15 protein-coding genes are annotated in these 16,241 nt (G+C 60.5%); 8 read left to right on the top strand and 7 right to left on the bottom strand.

What is annotated here, in order from left to right:
• Positions 1–37 precede the first annotated feature (37 nt).
• The 5 genes from KF841_16845 (at position 38) to KF841_16825 (ending at position 4,228) form a co-directional block, all read left to right on the top strand.
• A complete protein-coding gene (locus KF841_16845) occupies positions 38–1,213 on the top strand; it encodes an ABC transporter substrate-binding protein (protein ID MBX3397025.1) in 1,176 nt (391 codons plus the stop codon).
• Positions 1,206–2,030 carry an ABC transporter ATP-binding protein gene (locus tag KF841_16840; GenBank protein ID MBX3397024.1) on the top strand — a complete coding sequence of 275 codons (825 nt, stop codon included), beginning with the start codon at positions 1,206–1,208 and terminating at the stop codon, positions 2,028–2,030. Before KF841_16845 ends, KF841_16840 begins: the two co-directional genes overlap by 8 nt.
• On the top strand, positions 2,027–3,076 hold the full coding sequence (locus KF841_16835) for an iron ABC transporter permease (protein ID MBX3397023.1): 1,050 nt from the start codon (positions 2,027–2,029) through the stop codon (positions 3,074–3,076). The genes KF841_16840 and KF841_16835 overlap by 4 nt, the downstream gene beginning before the upstream one ends.
• A gap of 85 nt (positions 3,077–3,161) precedes the next feature.
• Positions 3,162–3,803 carry a tyrosine-protein phosphatase gene (locus tag KF841_16830; GenBank protein ID MBX3397022.1) on the top strand — a complete coding sequence of 214 codons (642 nt, stop codon included), beginning with the start codon at positions 3,162–3,164 and terminating at the stop codon, positions 3,801–3,803.
• The gene (locus tag KF841_16825; protein MBX3397021.1) at positions 3,800–4,228 is read left to right on the top strand and encodes a lipid-A-disaccharide synthase N-terminal domain-containing protein; all 429 of its coding nucleotides are present in this window, start codon (positions 3,800–3,802) and stop codon (positions 4,226–4,228) included. The genes KF841_16830 and KF841_16825 overlap by 4 nt, the downstream gene beginning before the upstream one ends.
• 121 nt (positions 4,229–4,349) lie before the next feature.
• Here KF841_16825 and KF841_16820 read toward each other — a convergent pair whose 3' ends face one another.
• The 7 genes from KF841_16820 to KF841_16790 form a co-directional block, all read right to left on the bottom strand.
• Positions 4,350–5,918: an aldehyde dehydrogenase family protein gene (locus tag KF841_16820; GenBank protein ID MBX3397020.1), complete on the bottom strand. Its 1,569-nt coding sequence runs from the start codon at positions 5,916–5,918 to the stop codon at positions 4,350–4,352.
• Between the two features lie 170 nt (positions 5,919–6,088).
• Complete coding sequence (locus tag KF841_16815; protein MBX3397019.1) at positions 6,089–6,910, bottom strand: YceI family protein; 822 nt, start codon at positions 6,908–6,910, stop codon at positions 6,089–6,091.
• 178 nt (positions 6,911–7,088) lie between these two features.
• Positions 7,089–7,547 carry a hypothetical protein gene (locus tag KF841_16810; protein MBX3397018.1) on the bottom strand — a complete coding sequence of 153 codons (459 nt, stop codon included), beginning with the start codon at positions 7,545–7,547 and terminating at the stop codon, positions 7,089–7,091.
• Between the two features lie 49 nt (positions 7,548–7,596).
• A complete protein-coding gene (locus KF841_16805) occupies positions 7,597–8,946 on the bottom strand; it encodes a hypothetical protein (GenBank protein ID MBX3397017.1) in 1,350 nt (449 codons plus the stop codon).
• A 216-nt stretch (positions 8,947–9,162) separates the two neighbouring features.
• A complete protein-coding gene (locus tag KF841_16800; protein ID MBX3397016.1) occupies positions 9,163–9,435 on the bottom strand; it encodes a YhbY family RNA-binding protein in 273 nt (90 codons plus the stop codon).
• A gap of 63 nt (positions 9,436–9,498) precedes the next feature.
• Entirely contained in the window at positions 9,499–10,338 is an 840-nt protein-coding gene (locus KF841_16795) for a hypothetical protein (GenBank protein ID MBX3397015.1), read from the bottom strand.
• Between the two features lie 115 nt (positions 10,339–10,453).
• Positions 10,454–11,803, bottom strand: coding sequence for a glycine--tRNA ligase (locus KF841_16790; GenBank protein MBX3397014.1), 1,350 nt, complete (start codon positions 11,801–11,803; stop codon positions 10,454–10,456).
• Positions 11,804–12,048: 245 nt separating this feature from the next.
• On the opposite strand from KF841_16790, the gene KF841_16785 reads away from it, so the two are divergent.
• From KF841_16785 to KF841_16775, 3 genes are all read left to right on the top strand, one after another.
• A complete protein-coding gene (locus KF841_16785; GenBank protein MBX3397013.1) occupies positions 12,049–13,731 on the top strand; it encodes a hypothetical protein in 1,683 nt (560 codons plus the stop codon).
• A gap of 69 nt (positions 13,732–13,800) precedes the next feature.
• On the top strand, positions 13,801–14,592 hold the full coding sequence (locus KF841_16780; protein MBX3397012.1) for an enoyl-CoA hydratase/isomerase family protein: 792 nt from the start codon (positions 13,801–13,803) through the stop codon (positions 14,590–14,592).
• Between the two features lie 156 nt (positions 14,593–14,748).
• A partial coding sequence (locus KF841_16775; protein ID MBX3397011.1) for an acetyl-CoA carboxylase biotin carboxylase subunit occupies positions 14,749–16,241 on the top strand: 1,493 nt, incomplete at its 3' end.

Below are 16,241 nucleotides of genomic sequence, written 5' to 3'. Positions count from 1 at the left end.
CGGGCCTCGAATTTCGCCGTTTATCTAAGCTTGCTCAATGTTCCGGCTGGTGGGGCAGTCCGACCCTGCCGGGGGACTTCCAGGGAACAAGCGAAAGTCGCCGGATGTGATAGAATTCGGCGGTCAGGTCACATCTTTTTTTGCGGGTGTGCTCCAGACTGCCGATCTCGCCGAGTCTGCGGGATTTTGCGCGACGAGTCCGTATGGCTGCACGATGATGGACGTGGTTCGAAGATTGGCTGGAATGATCGTTGGTTTGACAAGTCGTGCGCCTGGCCTGGGTTCGTCCGCCGGCGCGGCGGCTCTGCTCGTGCTCGGCCTGCAATTCGCCGGATGCGATCGGCCTTCGGAAGGCCGTTCCGATTCCTCGGAGTTTGATACGACCGGCCGTCCGAGGACGGTTCCAACGCGCATTGTCGCGATTGCGCCGAACGCGACGGAGATGATTTTTGCGTTGGGCGCGGGCGAATCGCTCGTCGGCGTGAGCGATTTCTGCAGGCTGCCAGCACGGGAGGAATCGAGTGGTCGCACCGAACCGGCGCGCGTGGGCGGGCTGATCGATCCGAATCTCGAATTGATTCTGCGGCTCGAACCGGATCTGGTTGTTCTTCGGGGACGGATCGACCCGGTGGAGAGTCTGTGCCGCGCTCATGGTATCTCCGTGTACCACGATCCGACGAACAGCTTCGACGACGTGTTTCGCACGATTGGCGAACTGGGCGACATGCTGGGCCGAGAGCGTGAGGCGGCGGCGCTGATGGAGCGCACCCGTTTGCGAATTGAGCGCGTGCGACAGACTGTCGCCGGGAGACCGGTGCCTCGCGTTCTGTTCACGACGGATCGACCGGTCGATTCGCTGTCGCGGGTTACGACATGCGGCAAGGGCACATTTGTGGACGAGATGATCCGCCGCGCCGGCGGTGAGAACATTTTTGGATCGCTGGAGGTTGCATATCCCGAAGTGAGTCTGGAGGCTGTTCTGCTTGCGCGGCCGGAGGTCATCGTGGAAGTCATGCCGGTTTTGTCGGGCGATCACGAAGCTCTGGCTCGGCGCGTGACGGAGCAGTGGCGCAGGCTGGGCTCGCTTCCGGCGGCGGAGAATGGCCGCATCCATGTGCTGACGGATGCCGAACTGGTGATCCCGTCGCCTCGTATCGCGGACGCCATTGAGCGACTGGCCGGACTGTTGCATCCGGAGGTGTCGTTTGAATGACACAACGGCACCGCTTCTTCGGATGGACGGCGTTGCATACGGTTTTCCGGAGCGGCCGGATTTTTTGCAGCCGTTGCGGGCGGAATTTCGCGCGGGCGAGTGCTGGGGCATCATCGGTCCGAACGGTGCGGGGAAGAGCACGCTGCTGCGGCTGATGGCGGGTCTTCGGAAGCCGACTGGCGGTCGCCTGCTGTTTGACGGCGAGGATCTGCGCGCCGTGAGTCCGCGTGATCGGGCTCGCCGGATCGCGCTATTGCCGCAGCAGCCGGACAGCGATTTCTCGCTTTCCGTCGCGGATGTCGTGCTCCTGGGGCGATTTCCGCATCGGCAGTTCGGCTTGTTTGAGAGTTCGGCGGATCGTGAGGTCGCCAATCGTGCCATGGATATGACACGTACGCGGGCATTTTCCTGCCGAAGACTTTCGACGTTGTCGGGTGGAGAGGCTCAGCGTGTGCATCTGGCTGCCGCCCTGGCCCAGGAACCGGCGATGCTCCTGCTTGACGAACCGACAGCTTCCCTGGATTGGCAGCATCAACTGGCGATTTTCGAGCTGATTCGCAATGTGGCGGATCAGTCGCGAACGCTGGTGGCGGTCGTTACGCATGATTTGAATCTTGCGGGCCGGTTCTGCACGCATATCCTGCTGCTGGATGACGGCCGGTGCGTTGCGGCGGGCGAACCTGACGCGGTATTGACACCTGCACAGATCGAACAGGTGTACCACGTTCGAGTGGATTTGGCCGTGGCAGTTTCCAGCGGCGAGCGTGTTCTGTTGCCGATTTCCGAGTCACTAGATGGGGAGTCGGTTGTTCGATGAAGCCATTGACGCCGCGACGCTATTTTGGCTGGATCGGGGCATGCGGGGCACTGGTGGTCGTGGTGCTTTTGATCAGCCCCGGCGTGGGGATGTCGGAAAGTGGCGTAGGTCTGTCATCGGCCTGGCGGTCGTGGCTGGACCCGGCGTCGAATTCGCTGACTTACAACATTGCCTTCGGTCTTCGGTTTCCGCGAACGTTGCTGGCATTGCAGGCGGGGGCGACGCTCGGACTTTGTGGAGCGGTATTTCAGGTTCTGTTTCGTAATCCGCTGGCAACGCCCTACACGCTGGGGGTGTCGAGCGGCGGATCGCTCGGCGCGTTGATTGCAATCAAGATGGGATGGACGGCCTGCGCGCTGGGTGTATCGGGTGTGGCACTCTCCGCGTTTGCCGGAGCGGCGGCGGTTATGGCGGCGGTGTTTGTCTTTGCGCGGGGGCTGTCGCGATTGACGACAACCGAACTGCTTCTGGCGGGCGTCACGATGGGGCTATTCTGTTCGGCGATGATGATGGTGGTGATGTACGTTTCGACCGAACGCCAGACGTTTGACATGGTGCGGTGGATGATGGGGTCGGTTGTGAGCGTTGACAGCTACGACGCGCTTTTGAACGCGCCTCTGCTCGTGACTTCCTGGATTGTTCTGATCTGCCTGGCGCGACCACTGAATCAATACATGATGGGTGAGGAGATCGCGGCTTCGCGCGGTGTCAGCGTGGCGAATTTGCAGGGGACATGCATCGTGTTCGCGTCGCTTGCGACCGGCGCGGTGGTCGCGACATGCGGCCCGATCGGATTTGTCGGATTGGTGGTTCCCCAGATTGTTGTGTTGATCCTCGGCAGAGACTGTCGTCTCCTGCTTCCCTGTGCCGCGCTCGCGGGTGCGGTGTTTCTTGCGGTGTGCGACTGGATTGCGCAACTGGCTCCGGGCTGGATCGGCGCAGCGAGCGGGCGTGCGCTATCGAGTGCGGCACTTCCGACCGGTGTTGTGACGGCAATGGTCGGCGTGCCGATTTTTCTCGTGCTGCTTCGACGGCGGGCGCGGTGAGGCCGCCAACTTTGATGAAGGCGTGCGACCCGGGTACCATAATCGCAGTCGGATATACGCCATGCCGGCGTCCTGATCGGTCAGCATGAGCCAAGTTGTCGAGAACAATTCGAATGAACAGCCGGATGCTGCGCGACGGCTTCGGCGAATTCCGCTGATGCTGCTGGTTTGCGCGGTCGCGGCGTGTACGGTGGGCGGGTACGCCCTCTGTCGGCGTTATTACGGTGATCCGAAACGCTTCGCGATCGTGGATGCGGGGATTCTCTATCGTTCGGCCCAACCGAAGCCGGCGCAGATCAGGCACATGGTTGCTGAATATGGCGTGAAGACGATCATTATCGCGCGCGAGGGCACCAGCCGAAGTGTGCCGGACGAGCGGCAGCACGCCGAGGAGGCCGGCGCGTCGGTCGAGGTCATTTCGATTGAGAGTCGCCAGCCTGTGACCGATGAGCAGATCGAGCAATTTTTCCGCGCGGTGGACGATTCGTCGCGACGACCGGTCTGGGTTCATTGTTCGGCGGGTCGGCATCGAACGGGGCTTTTGTGCGCCCTGTATCGGATCGAGCGTCAGGGCTGGCCTGTTGAACGGGCGATGGAAGAAATGCTTTCTTTCGGATTCAACACGGATTCGCAATCGGCCGTGTGTGAGCAGTTGAAGGCGTATCGTCCCGGTCGGTTTGCGCGGCGTTCCGCCGAATCGCTGGATGTCGGGAGTGCGGCACCTTGATGATTGATGCACTGGCGGTATCGGATGGGACGGGGGTGATGCTCGGGTCATTCGATCTGACGCACTTCCGCGAGTCCGTGACGTCGGGCTCGCGCGTGGAATTGCCCTGGGTGATTGCGGGTCTGAGCGCTCAGGGGCTGTTCCTGCTCTGCCTTGTCGGTCAGTGGATCGCCACGCGAAGGCGAGGGCGAATGGTTCTGCCGGCGCCGCTCATTCTGCTCGGCATCTTCGGAACGCTGGTTCTGCTGATTTATGCGTCGATTCGTCACGATTTCGTATTCGTTGTGGGGCAGCTCGTAAACCTCCTGATCGGCTTTCGGATGCTGGAAATCGTGGCCGTGGTGAACGAGGCTCCTCCGCGTCGAGATGAGACGCCGTTTCCCGAGGTGAAGCCGGACACCGCGGAGCGCAAGCGGCGGGTTTGAGGCGCTTTGAGCTACGCGTACACATCGAGTGGGCGCGGCGTCTGGGCGCGTGGAAATTTTCCCGATCGGCGGGACTCGGTTTGGCGCATCACTCGCTGCGACGGTTTCCGGTTACGGGCGGCTAATCGCCGAACCGGATCCCCTGCGCCAGGGGCAGTTCACGGGTGTAGTTGATGGTGTTCGTCTGACGGCGCATGTAGGCTTTCCAACTGTCGCTGCCGCTCTCGCGACCGCCGCCGGTTTCCTTTTCGCCACCAAAGGCACCGCCGATCTCCGCGCCGCTGGTTCCGATGTTGACGTTTGCGATTCCGCAGTCGCTGCCGGCCGCGGAGAGGAACTTTTCGGCTTCGAGCAGATTCTCGGTGAAGATTGCGCTGGAGAGTCCCTGGGGGACGTCATTGTGATATCGAATGGCTTCATCCAGCTCTTCGAGAGATGAGTGAGCGGGATGTTTCGCGTCGGCTTGTGCAGTGCCGTAAGAGATGACATACAGGATCGGCGCGAAGGTCTCTTCCTGCACAATTCTGAATTCGTTTTTCGCGTGGGCGATGACGGGGGTGACATAGCATCCACCCGGAAAGTCAGGCCCGGAGAGCTTGTCGCCTCCGTAGAGGAGTTCGCCGCCTTCAGCGCGAAGTTTGTTGATGGCGTTCATCATGTCCTGGACCGCGCCGGTGTCGATGAGCGGTCCCATCAGGGTGCCTTCGTTGAGCGGATTACCGATTCTGACCTGCCTGTAGGCCTTGACGAGCCGATCGGTCAGTTCGCTTCGGACACTTTCGTGGACGATGATGCGCCGGGTGCTGGTGCAGCGCTGGCCCGCGGTGCCGACCGCGCCGAAAACGATGGCTCGTGCCGCAAGATCGAGATTGGCGTGCGGCGTCACGATGATGGCATTGTTTCCGCCAAGCTCGAGAATGGTGCGGGCAAGCCGTTTTCCGACGACTTCGCCGACATGGTAGCCCATGCGGCAGGAGCCGGTGGCAGAGACCTGTGGAATGCGCCGATCGGCAATGAGCATCTCGCCGATGGTCGCGCCGCGCCCGATGACGAGGCTGAAGATGGCCGGATCGACGCCGCATTCCTTGCAGACGCGTTGAGCGATCCGGGTGGTTGCGACCGCGGTCAGGGGCGTTTTGCTGGAGGGTTTCCAGAGCGTCGCATTTCCGCAGACGGCGGCGAGCGCGGCGTTCCACGACCAGACGGCTACCGGGAAATTAAATGCGCTGATGACGCCGATAACGCCGAGCGGATGCCACTGTTCGTACATTCGATGTCCGGGCCGCTCGGAGTGCATCGTGAGACCATAGAGCTGTCGTGAGAGTCCGCAGGCGAAATCACAGATGTCGATCATTTCCTGGACTTCACCTTCGCCTTCGGCGCGAATCTTCCCCATCTCGAGCGTGACGAGTGCGCCGAGATCGTGTTTTGCGTCGCGCAGCGCATTGCCGAGGCGCCGAATCACCTCGCCGCGTTTCGGCGCGGGAATGAGCCGCCATGTTTCGAAGGCGCGCTGTGCGGCGGCGACCGTTTTCTCGTATTCCGCAGGCGTCGCCTGCATGACGCTGCCAATGAGCGAGCCGTCGATAGGCGAAATGGAATCGAGCCGGGTGTCGCTCCCCATCCACTCACCGTTAAATGCGCCGGGGTTGATGGCTTCGAGGCCGAGATTGCGAAGGATGTCTTGCATCAATGATTCCTCGTGGGCTGGAGTCGAAATCTGATCAGTGAGGATGATAGGGCGACGATGGCGGAGTTCCAAGCGTCAGCAAGGACGTGCGACCTGGAGCGCGCGGCGCTAATTGCCGGACCAGTCTGTAACCGGCCTGTCCGGGGCAATTTTGCCAGAAAATCTATTGCTCAGCGGCCCGGCCGTCGCGTGCGACCTCGCGGCGGATCGGACGGAGGCGGGGGTGTCGGTTCGGGTGACTCGGCCACGGCGATCGGAAGAAACAGGCTGACATCGATCTGCATCTTCGGCGCAACCTTGTCGCCGACTCCGCGTCCGGTGATACCGAAATCCTTGAGGCTGAGCGAAAACTTGGCCTGGATGTGGACGCCTTCTTTTTGTCCGTCGGTGTCGCTTCCGTTTGCTTTCTTCGGCAACCGGTATTCGAGGGTGGCCGGGATTTTCAGTTCCTTTTCAGCACCGTTGATTACGAAAGTGCCGACGAGCGTACACTTGAGCCGGGTGGACCGCTTGTCGATGGCTTTCATCTTTGTGATGTTATCGAGGGTGAAGACGATTTCAGGATGGGCGCCGGCATCAACCCACGGTTCGGCCATCATATGCTGGTTGCGCATGGGCTTTCCGGTATCTAGGTTGGTCCATGCAACGGCGAACTTGCCTTTGGCGTCCTTCAATGCCCGCGGCTTGCACTCCATCGAGCCGGTGATCTGCGTGGTTTTGCCGACGAAAGTTTCCTTCGCGGTCTTGGAAGTAAAGGTTACTTCGTTGTCATCGGCGGCTGCGTCTATTTCGTATTTTGATGCATCGCGCGGGCCGACTTTGAATCCGAGCGCTTCGGGGGGCTTCTTTTCCGGGGCGGCGTCCTTTTTCTTCTTATCGCTTTTCTTGTCACCCTTGGGATCCGCGAAAGTCCGAAGTGTCGGCGTGGCGACGGTGAATAGCAGAAGGCATGCCGCGAATTGCGCAAACGTCCGAGTCATGGCGATTTTCATGGATCACTCCCACGGGTCGGACGAACGGACCGTCCCGATTCCCGACCTCGTAGGTAGATTCTACCGCCGCGCCGCGTCGCTTACCAAGTGTGCGAGCCGATTGTAATGGAAGGACCGCGGGGAGCCATGAACTGCCCCGCGGCCAAACCTCCGCTGCGAAGTATCAGGTTGACAGCCGCTAGGGGCAGGTATCGCTTTGCAGTAAGCTCGCAACGAAAACGGAAATGTCGCCAGTTGTGACGCCGCCGGACTGGTTCATATCGGCACAAGTACAATCGCCGCCGGCCACGAAGCAATCGACGAAGAACTGGATGTCGTTGCCGTTTTTGATGCCGTCCCCGTTCATATCTCCGGGGCAGTTGCAGTTGATTGTGGGGATGGGCATGGCCCAGAAGCCGCCGACCAGGGTGAACTGACCGCCGGTCATTTTTCCTCCAAGTGCGGAGGTGGGGCCGCCGTCGGGCTGTCCGATGGTGCCGCCGAGCGCGAATTGATTGTTGACGCTATACATGGCTCCGCCGCCGTCGACCGTGCTCCATCGGATTTCATACTGGGCGTCGGCGTGATGTGCGGCGAGAGAGACGACTGCGGCCGCCGCGGCAAGTTTCGTGAGCTGCATCGTTCCGAATCTGTGCATGGGATTCTCCTTCCTCAATCAGGATCTGAAACGGGTTACGGAATTCGGATTAGACGCCCTTGTAGATCACGAAGTTGACGTAGTGATTGATCTGAAACTCGTTGCAGCCGTTCTTGCACTGGTCTTTGATGTAAATGACTCCGTTACCCGGCTGTCCCGCAACGGCCAGCGGTCGCGAGGACTTGGCTACATATTCGAGGTCCGTGTTCGCTTCATAGTAATCGACCGACGTGGTGATGACCCACTTGTCCGGATCACCTTCGCCAACGACGAAGACGCGCCATGTTCCGTTCGGCTGGTAGGAGATTGTGACATTTCCGGATGAGCTCATTAGATTTCCGAATGCATCAAAGCGGCCAAATGCGATGGGCGTGGCGCGGTTCAGGACCGTACCGATGGTGGCATAGAGTTGCCCTTGGATTTTCACATCGCCACGCTCGAAGCTGGCGGCGAGTCCGTTGCCGTCGTTCCGGACGATGAGCGCGGTGGAGTTGCTGCTCGTATTCGAGATGTTGAAGCGGGCGGCCGGACCGGTGCCAATGTTCTGTCCCCAGACGGCCGATCCGGACCCGGAGTTCTGCGATCGGAGAGTGGACGCCGAGTTGCTCGACGAAGTATTCTCGAAGAAGCCGGCGCTGGCGGTGCGTGCCGTCGCCTTGATTCCGTGACCCGTTCCGTTGGCTTGCGCTTCGATGGCGTTCGACGCATTGTTCAGGTGCTCTGTTCGGAAGAATCCGGCGCGACCGGATGTGCCGAGAGAATAGCCATACACGCCGGTGCCGCCGTTGGTGGTCTGACCGTAGAGGGCGTGTCCGCCCCCGTTTGCGTATGCGTTTATCGCCATTCCGGTGCCGCTTGAGTTGGCGTATACGGCGTCGCCCGTTCCGGCGGCTGCGGCGACGAGGCAATCGGCGGAGCTTGAATTCAGGGAGAGGGCGTTGCCCGCGCCGGTCTGGTTGAGTGTGACCAACGGCGAGTTGTGCGTGTAGCTTGCGTTGTAGGGTAGCGCGAGGCCTGCGGCGAATGGTGTCGGCGTTAGTTCCTGACGCGGGAGCAGCAGCATGTGCGAGCCGTTTGACGCGCCGGGACGCACACGGATATCGAGCCAGCGAGCGCCGTGGCCCATGGCTGCACCGAAGTCGAGTTTCACAGTGAAGAGCCCATCCACGACGTCGACATCGCCGACGGCGATCGGCCCTGCAATGATGGTTCCGACGCCGAAGGGGCCGTTGTAGAGTCGGAACTCGAAGTCGTACTGGCCGTTGGCCAGTGAGCCGTTGTCCGTCAGACTGCCCTGGTAGGTAAATCCGCTGCCGATATCGGCGGCGCGGGTAGCTTGGACGGCGGCAATCAATGTAATGGCTGCGGCCAGCGTGAACTTCAAAAACATCTGCTTCATTTTTATCTCCCAGCGGTGATTTCAGTTCTCGGTCATGCCGCCGTTCGCAGGCGACCCATCAAATGGAGAAGCAGCGGAATTCGGGCGAACCCTTGGCGATTACCATTTTTTTTCTTGGTGGGCCAAAAGCCGCATGAGGACAGGGGTTCTTGGGGGGGGCGGCAGGCAGGGTGCTTGAGAGAAAGGGGCGGCGAAAAAATCGGGGGAGCCGGCGCGTCAGTCAGTCGCAATTCGGTGCAGAATCGCGACGCGGCCTCGGAGCGCGACAAGCTCGCAGGGGACGGCCTGCGCGGCGGATCTTGCCAGTTCGTTGGCGCTCTCGGCATCCTCCGCGCGGATGCGGACCTTAATAAGATCCGTCTTCTGAAGCGCGATCCGGATCATGTCCAGTATCGCGGGCGTCAATCCTTCGCGTCCGATGAAGATGGTGCTCTTTAACGCGTTGGCTCGTGCTTTGAGTGACTGGCGTTCGGCATTGGTCATCGACATGGGTGGGTATTGTACTCCCAAAGGCGCATCAGCGAGTTCAGCGAATGTACGTCGCGCCCGCTATTACCCGCCGGGCGGCGATTTCAATTCTGACGGGGCGGCACGCGGCAGGGCGATCGGCAGCGGCTTTTCGATTCGGAACCGATCCTGATTCAGTTCCGCGTTGGCGACCATGACTTCGTAGGTGCAGCCCCAAACGGTTTTCATCAGAGGCGTTCCGTCGTCTGACGGCCGCATCACATCCCACGTCCACGCCACGATCAGAAACCGATCCTGATCGATCCAGAGTGTCCATCGGCTTCCGGAATCACGGCCTAAGCCCTGACGCGACACGACATAACAGGGACGGTTGGCTGTCCATGCGACTCCGTCAAGCTGCCATGGTCCGCGGGCCTCATCGGAGCCGAAGGCGACCTTCGGGCGGTGCCATGCAGCCGGCAGCAGGAAGGGAATTCCATCGGAGAGAAAATAGGCGGCCGCTTCGATCGGTGATCCGCCCAACTCGCGGTGGGATTTGAACTGTTGACTTTGATTATTGTAGGACCACCAGTTCTGGCCCTTGACCAGCACCATGTCCATATCGATTTGCAGGCGGCATTGATCCGGACGGGCGAGTTCCCAGCGAATGGGGACGACGCGACGGTCTGTCGATCGGTAATCGCGCAGCCAGCCCCTGGCTTCGAGCGAATTCAGTCCCGTATAAGTCGTTTCGCATCGGCGAAGAACTCCGCTAATGGAAAGTGACACATCCGCGGCATCACCGGACGGCCTCGCAGGCGAATTGCATGCAGGCACCGTGGCCGTGGCACAGGCCAGCGCGGTGAATGTGGCGGCAAAGCGAGCGCGATGAATGGCGCGTGCAACCGCGCGTGAATTTTGATCCGAGCTGATGAGAGCGGACATGAGCGGGAGAGTGTATCGCAGCGATGGATGGCGGACAATTGCAACGAGTTATCGGTACTTCGCCGGAGCGAGTGTAAAACCTGATTCGCGCAAAGCCGGAAGTGTCGCGACGCGGCTATCGGGCATTCAGACGATCAGAAAGGAAGTCGACCACTTTGTCCTTGCTGATTCGCTGCTGACCTCCGGTGTCCCGGTCGCGAACCGTTACCGTGCCGTCCTCTTTGGTCTGGCCGTCGATGGTGAAGCAGAACGGCGTGCCAGCTTCGTCCATTCGTGCATAGCGTTTTCCGATCGACTGCTTTCCGTCGTACTGCGCGGGCCAGCGCTTGCGAATCTCGCGGTAGAGCGGTTCGGCGATTTCGGGGAGGCCGTCCTTGTTCACGAGCGGGAAGACGGCCGCCTTGATCGGCGCGAGGCGCGGGTGAAACTTCATCAACTCCGGCGACGGCCGGGATTCGTCGACGGTGTATGCCTCGCAGATGAATGCGAGCGTGCTGCGATCGGCGCCGGCTGACGGCTCGATGACGGTGGGCAGGAACCGCTCCTTCGTCTCGTCGTCGAAGTAGCTCATGTCCTTGCCACTGTGTTGCTGGTGTTGCGTCAGGTCGAAACAACCGCGATGCGCGACGCCTTCGAGTTCCTGTGGCTCGTCGGCGAAGGGGAAGTAATACTCGATGTCGGTGCAGGCCTTGCTGTAGTGGGCCAGTTCCTTGTCGTCCTGGTTGCGCGGCTTGAGATTCTCGCCGGCAAGTCCCAGCGATTTGTACCAGTTGATGCGCGTGTCGCGCCACCACTCCCACCATTTCATGCTGTCCTTGTCGTGGCAGAAGAATTCGATCTCCATCTGCTCGAACTCGCGTGAGCGGAAGGTGTAGTTGCGCGGGTTGATTTCGTTGCGAAAGGCCTTGCCGACCTGGGCGATGCCGAAGGGGATCTTGATGCGCGTGGAGTCGAGAACATTTTTGAAATTGGCGAAGATGCCCTGGGCGGTCTCGGGGCGAAGCCAGACCTTGTTCGCTTCGTCCTGGATGGCGCCGGCGTAGCTCTCGAACATGAGATTGAATTGGCGTGCCTCGGTTAGTTGGCACTTGTCATGCTTGCCCGGACACTTGCTCGGCTTGAGCGGACACTGGGCATCGGCGATCTGATCGGCTCGGAAACGACCCTTGCAGCCTTCGGTTTTGCAATCCACCATTGGATCGGCGAATCCAGTCGCGTGACCGCTGGCGACCCAGACTTTCGGGTTCATGATGATCGAGCAGTCGACGCCGACCATGCTGATCTCTCTACCGTCCGGCCCGATCGGCGGGTGCTGGACCATATCGTTCCACCAGGCGTCCTTGATGTTTCGCTTCAGTTCGACGCCCAGCGGCCCGTAATCCCAGAAGCCGTTGATGCCGCCGTAGATTTCCGACGACTGGAATATGAAACCGCGTCGCTTGCAGAGGGCGACGATCTTTTCCATCTTTGCCGCATCTTTACCCATAGCTCACACTTCCAACCAGTTTCGGATTCGCTCCCGGGAGGGAGTCGGCTTTAAATACGTTTCGGAGTCTAATCAAATGCACCCGATCCTGACAGAGGCGCCGCCGTCGCCGGAGGGCGTCCAGAATCTTCGTGAGTTTGGCCCCCGTTTATCGCATGAGACAGAAGACGAGATATCATGTGGGCGTTCGGCCTGCAGGGAATTCCGCTGTTGGAGGATTGTTGATGAGACTTTGCACTGTCGTTTCTGTTGTTTCCGTGGTGATCTGGACCGGATGCTCGACTTCGCGCGAGTCCCTGCGTGAATCATCCGGGCCGCCTCCGCTCTTTGAAGACATCGGCCATTACGCGCGATGGGTTCAGACCGATGTGGACGAGGCCAAGTTGTATTTTAATCAAGGCCTCACCTGGGCGTTTGCCTTCAACCATGACGAGGCGATCCGATCTTTCACGGAGGCCGCCCGGCTCGATCCGAATTGCGCCATGGCCTACTGGGGAATCGCACTGTGCAACGGGCCGCACATCAACAATCCTGTCATGATGCCCGACCGATCGACGGCGGCCTGGCAGGCCGCACAGAAGGCGTTGGCGCTGATCGACCGCGTGTCGTACCCCGAGGCGCAGCTCATCAAGGCGGTCGCAGCGCGCTATTCCCCGGAACACACTGATGATCGCCGCGCGCTCGATGAAGCCTACGCATCGGCGATGAAGGAGGTGTATGAGCTGGATGTGAATGACGCGGATGTCGGCACCCTCTACGCTGAGTCACTGATGGATCTGCAGCCGTGGGATCTGTGGGCCAAGGATGGTTCGCCGAAGGGGCGGACCGAAGAGATCATCGCGGTTCTGGAGCATGCGCTGCGCATCAATCCGAATCATCCGGGCGCCAACCATCTCTACATTCACGCCGTCGAAGCGTCGCCGAATCCGGAGCGCGGAATCGCTTCAGCGGACCGGCTGCGCGATCTGGTGCCGATTTCGGGGCACCTCGTTCATATGCCGTCGCATATCGACGTCCAGGTCGGTGAGTGGGCGAAGGCTTCGGACACGAACGAACGGGCCATTGCCGCCGATGAACGGTATCGCCGTATTTCTCCGAAGCAGGGCTTCTATAGTGTTTACATGGCACACAATCGCCACTTTCTTGCGTTTTCATCGATGATGGAGGGGCGATATGCCCTGGCCATCAAGGCCGCGCGAGAGATGATCGATTCCATTCCGCCCGAGTTCATTCGCGATCAGGGCGCCTTCGCGGACCCGTTCATGTCGATTGTGTTTGACGTGCAAAAGCGCTTTGGACGATGGGATGACATCCTGCGCGAGCCGAAGCCGCGAGGCCGCCTGCCGATATCAATGGTGATGTATCACTTCACCCGTGGCGTGGCGCACGCCGCGAAAGGAAGTGTGGCTTCCGCAAGAAATGAGCAGAAGGCGATGCGTGCGGCTGTGAAGAAGGTTCCGGCCGGCGCGCTGACGGGTATCAATCCTGCGGAGAAAGTGCTTCAGATTGCGGATAAATTCCTGGAAGGGGAGATTCTCTATCGCGAGCGGAAGCTGGATGAAGCGTTCGCGGTGCTTCGCGAAGCGGTAGCGATTGAGGATGATCTTCTTTATATGGAACCGCCGGAATGGATTCAGCCGGTGCGTCATGCGCTTGGCGCATTTCTGACGGCTGAGAAGCAATATGCCCAGGCCGAGCAGGTTTACCGCGAGGATCTGAAGATCTGGCCGGAGAACGGCTGGTCGCTGCACGGTCTGGCGGTTTGCCTGAAGGCGCAAGGGAAAACGGCTGAGGCCGCAGACGTCGAGGCCCGCTTTGCGAAGGCCTGGTCGCGCGCGGATGTGTCGATCGATTCGAGCTGCTTTTGTGCTCCCGGAGCGCGTTCCTGTTGCGAGTTGGGGCGATGAGCCGTCGCGCGGGCTGCGTATTCATCATTGGGCGCTCTGGTGCTAAGATGAGGCGAGGAGGCGGATACCATGCCTGAATTTGTGAAGACGAGCCTGGCAGGCCGAATCGCAATAGTCACGATTGATCGTCCTGAACTGCACAATGCATTCAACGAGGTGGTCATTGATGAGTTGACGGCGGCGATGCGTGACAGTGGTGACAACGTGGATGTGCGCGTGGTGGTGCTGCGTGGCGAAGGCCGCAGCTTCTGTGCCGGCGCTGATGTGCACTGGATGAAGCGCATGGTGGATTATTCGTTCGACGAAAACGTCGCAGATGCCACGGCGATGGCGGAAATGCTGCGAGCGATTCGCGAATGCCCGAAGCCGGTGATTGCCCGCGTTCACGGTGCGGCGATCGGCGGCGGTGTCGGACTGGTTGCGGCATGTGACATCGCCGCGGCAGTACGCGGCGTGGTTTTCAGCCTGAGCGAGGTGAAGCTCGGCATTCTGCCGGCGGTGATTTCGCCGTATGTGATGGAGAAGATGGGGCCGGGGCCCATGAGGCGATATGCGCTGACCGCGGAGAAGTTTGACGCGGGTGACGCGCATCGGCTGGGACTGGTGTCGCACGTGGCGGAGGACGAGTCCGGCCTGGACGCTTGGATCGACGAAACGGCAAGGACGCTGATGGGCAACGGCCCGGAAGCGCTGGCAGAGTGCAAGCGTGTGCTTGCGGCGGTGCAGGAGAAGAAGAGCTGGGACGGCAAGCAGCGATTGACGGTCAAGCGCATTTCGCGGCGTCGCGTGTCCAGCGAAGGGCAGGACGGTCTGAAGGCGTTTCTCGAAAAGCGCAAGCCGGGCTGGACAGTCGAGGCATGATGGGTCGGGCGTCTCGACACACAGGTTCCGTCAATTGATCGCTCTTCAATCGCCCGGCTGGCGATCGCGAAATCTGAATTGCGTGCTGACCGCGGCGCCCATCGGACAATTCAGGAGGCTGTGTCGGTCTCGAGCCGACCGGAACGCAGGGGATTCATGTTCAAGAAAATTCTAATCGCTAATCGCGGCGAGATTGCGGTTCGCGTGGCGCAAACCGTGCAGGAAATGGGAATCGCCGCGGTGGCAGTGTTTTCCGAACCGGATCGGCACGGCGTGCATGTGACCCGCGCGGATGAGGCGTACCCGCTGGAGGGCGCCGCGTCGGCGGAGACGTACCTTCGCATCGACAAGATCATTGACATCGCGAAGAAGCATCATGTGGACGCAATTCATCCCGGATTCGGTTTTCTCTCGGAGAACGAGGATTTCGCGCAGGCTTGTGCCGATGCGGGAATCGTGTTCATCGGGCCTTCTCCATCCGTCATTCGCGATATGGGCGACAAGATCATCGCCAAGGAACGGTTCAGTGCGGCCGGCGTTCCAGTCGTGCCAGGCTGGTCAGGTGCCGCGGATGTGACGCTCGGCGAGTTGAAGTCGATTGCATCGCGCATCGGGTATCCCGTATTGATCAAGGCTGCGGCGGGCGGTGGCGGCAAAGGCATGCGGGTGGTGCGCAGTGAGGCCGAATTGCAGTCATCCATCGATGCTGCGCGGCGGGAGGCCGACTCCGCGTTCGGCGATGCGCGAGTCTTCATGGAAAAGTACGTGACACGGCCCCGGCATATCGAGTTTCAGATCTTCGGCGACTCGCACGGCAATGTCGTGCATCTTTTCGACCGCGAATGCAGCATTCAGCGGCGGCATCAGAAAATCGTCGAGGAATCTCCTTCGCCCGCACTCTCGGACACGTTGCGCGCAACGATGGGAGAGGCCGCTGTGCGGGCCGCGAAGGCGATCGGCTATGTCAATGCCGGCACCGTGGAGTTTATTCTGGATGAATCCGGCTCGTTTTATTTTCTTGAGGTGAACACGCGATTGCAGGTCGAGCATCCCGTCACGGAGATGGTTGTCGAGCATGACCTGGTTCGGGCGCAGATCATGGTTGCTTCGGGCGGACGGCTGCCCTTTGCGCAGGATGATCTGACACAGACCGGTCATGCGATCGAATGCCGTATTTATGCGGAAGATGCGTCGCGTCAATTCATGCCTTCCACCGGCCGAATCGAGCACTATGTGGAGCCGACGGGTCCGGGCATTCGCGTTGACAGCGGTGTGCGGGCGGGTTCGGAGGTGACGGTTCATTACGACCCGATGCTGGCCAAGCTCGTGGCCTGGGCCCGCTCACGCGACGAGGCGATATCGCGAATTGCTTCGGCGTTGCGGCGATATGTCGTCCTGGGTGTGACCACCAACATCGAGTTCCTGCACCGCGTCGTGACGCATCCGGCCCATGTTGCCGGTCGACTGCATACCCACTTTCTAGATGAGCACGCGGAGTCGCTGTGTGAGGAAGTGGCGCCGCCGCCGGATCTCGCATTGGCTGCCGCGACTCTGGCTTCAGGACGCGCACGGAGTTCGACGGGTCGAACGGCCGGTGCGACCTCGTCCGTACCGGGACCCTGGGAGGTCGCGGGCCATTGGCGGGCGTA

The sequence above is a fragment of the Phycisphaerae bacterium genome (assembly GCA_019636475.1).
Lineage (GTDB): Bacteria > Planctomycetota > Phycisphaerae > UBA1845 > UTPLA1 > JADJRI01.
This window is presented reverse-complemented; position numbering and strand designations above follow the sequence as displayed.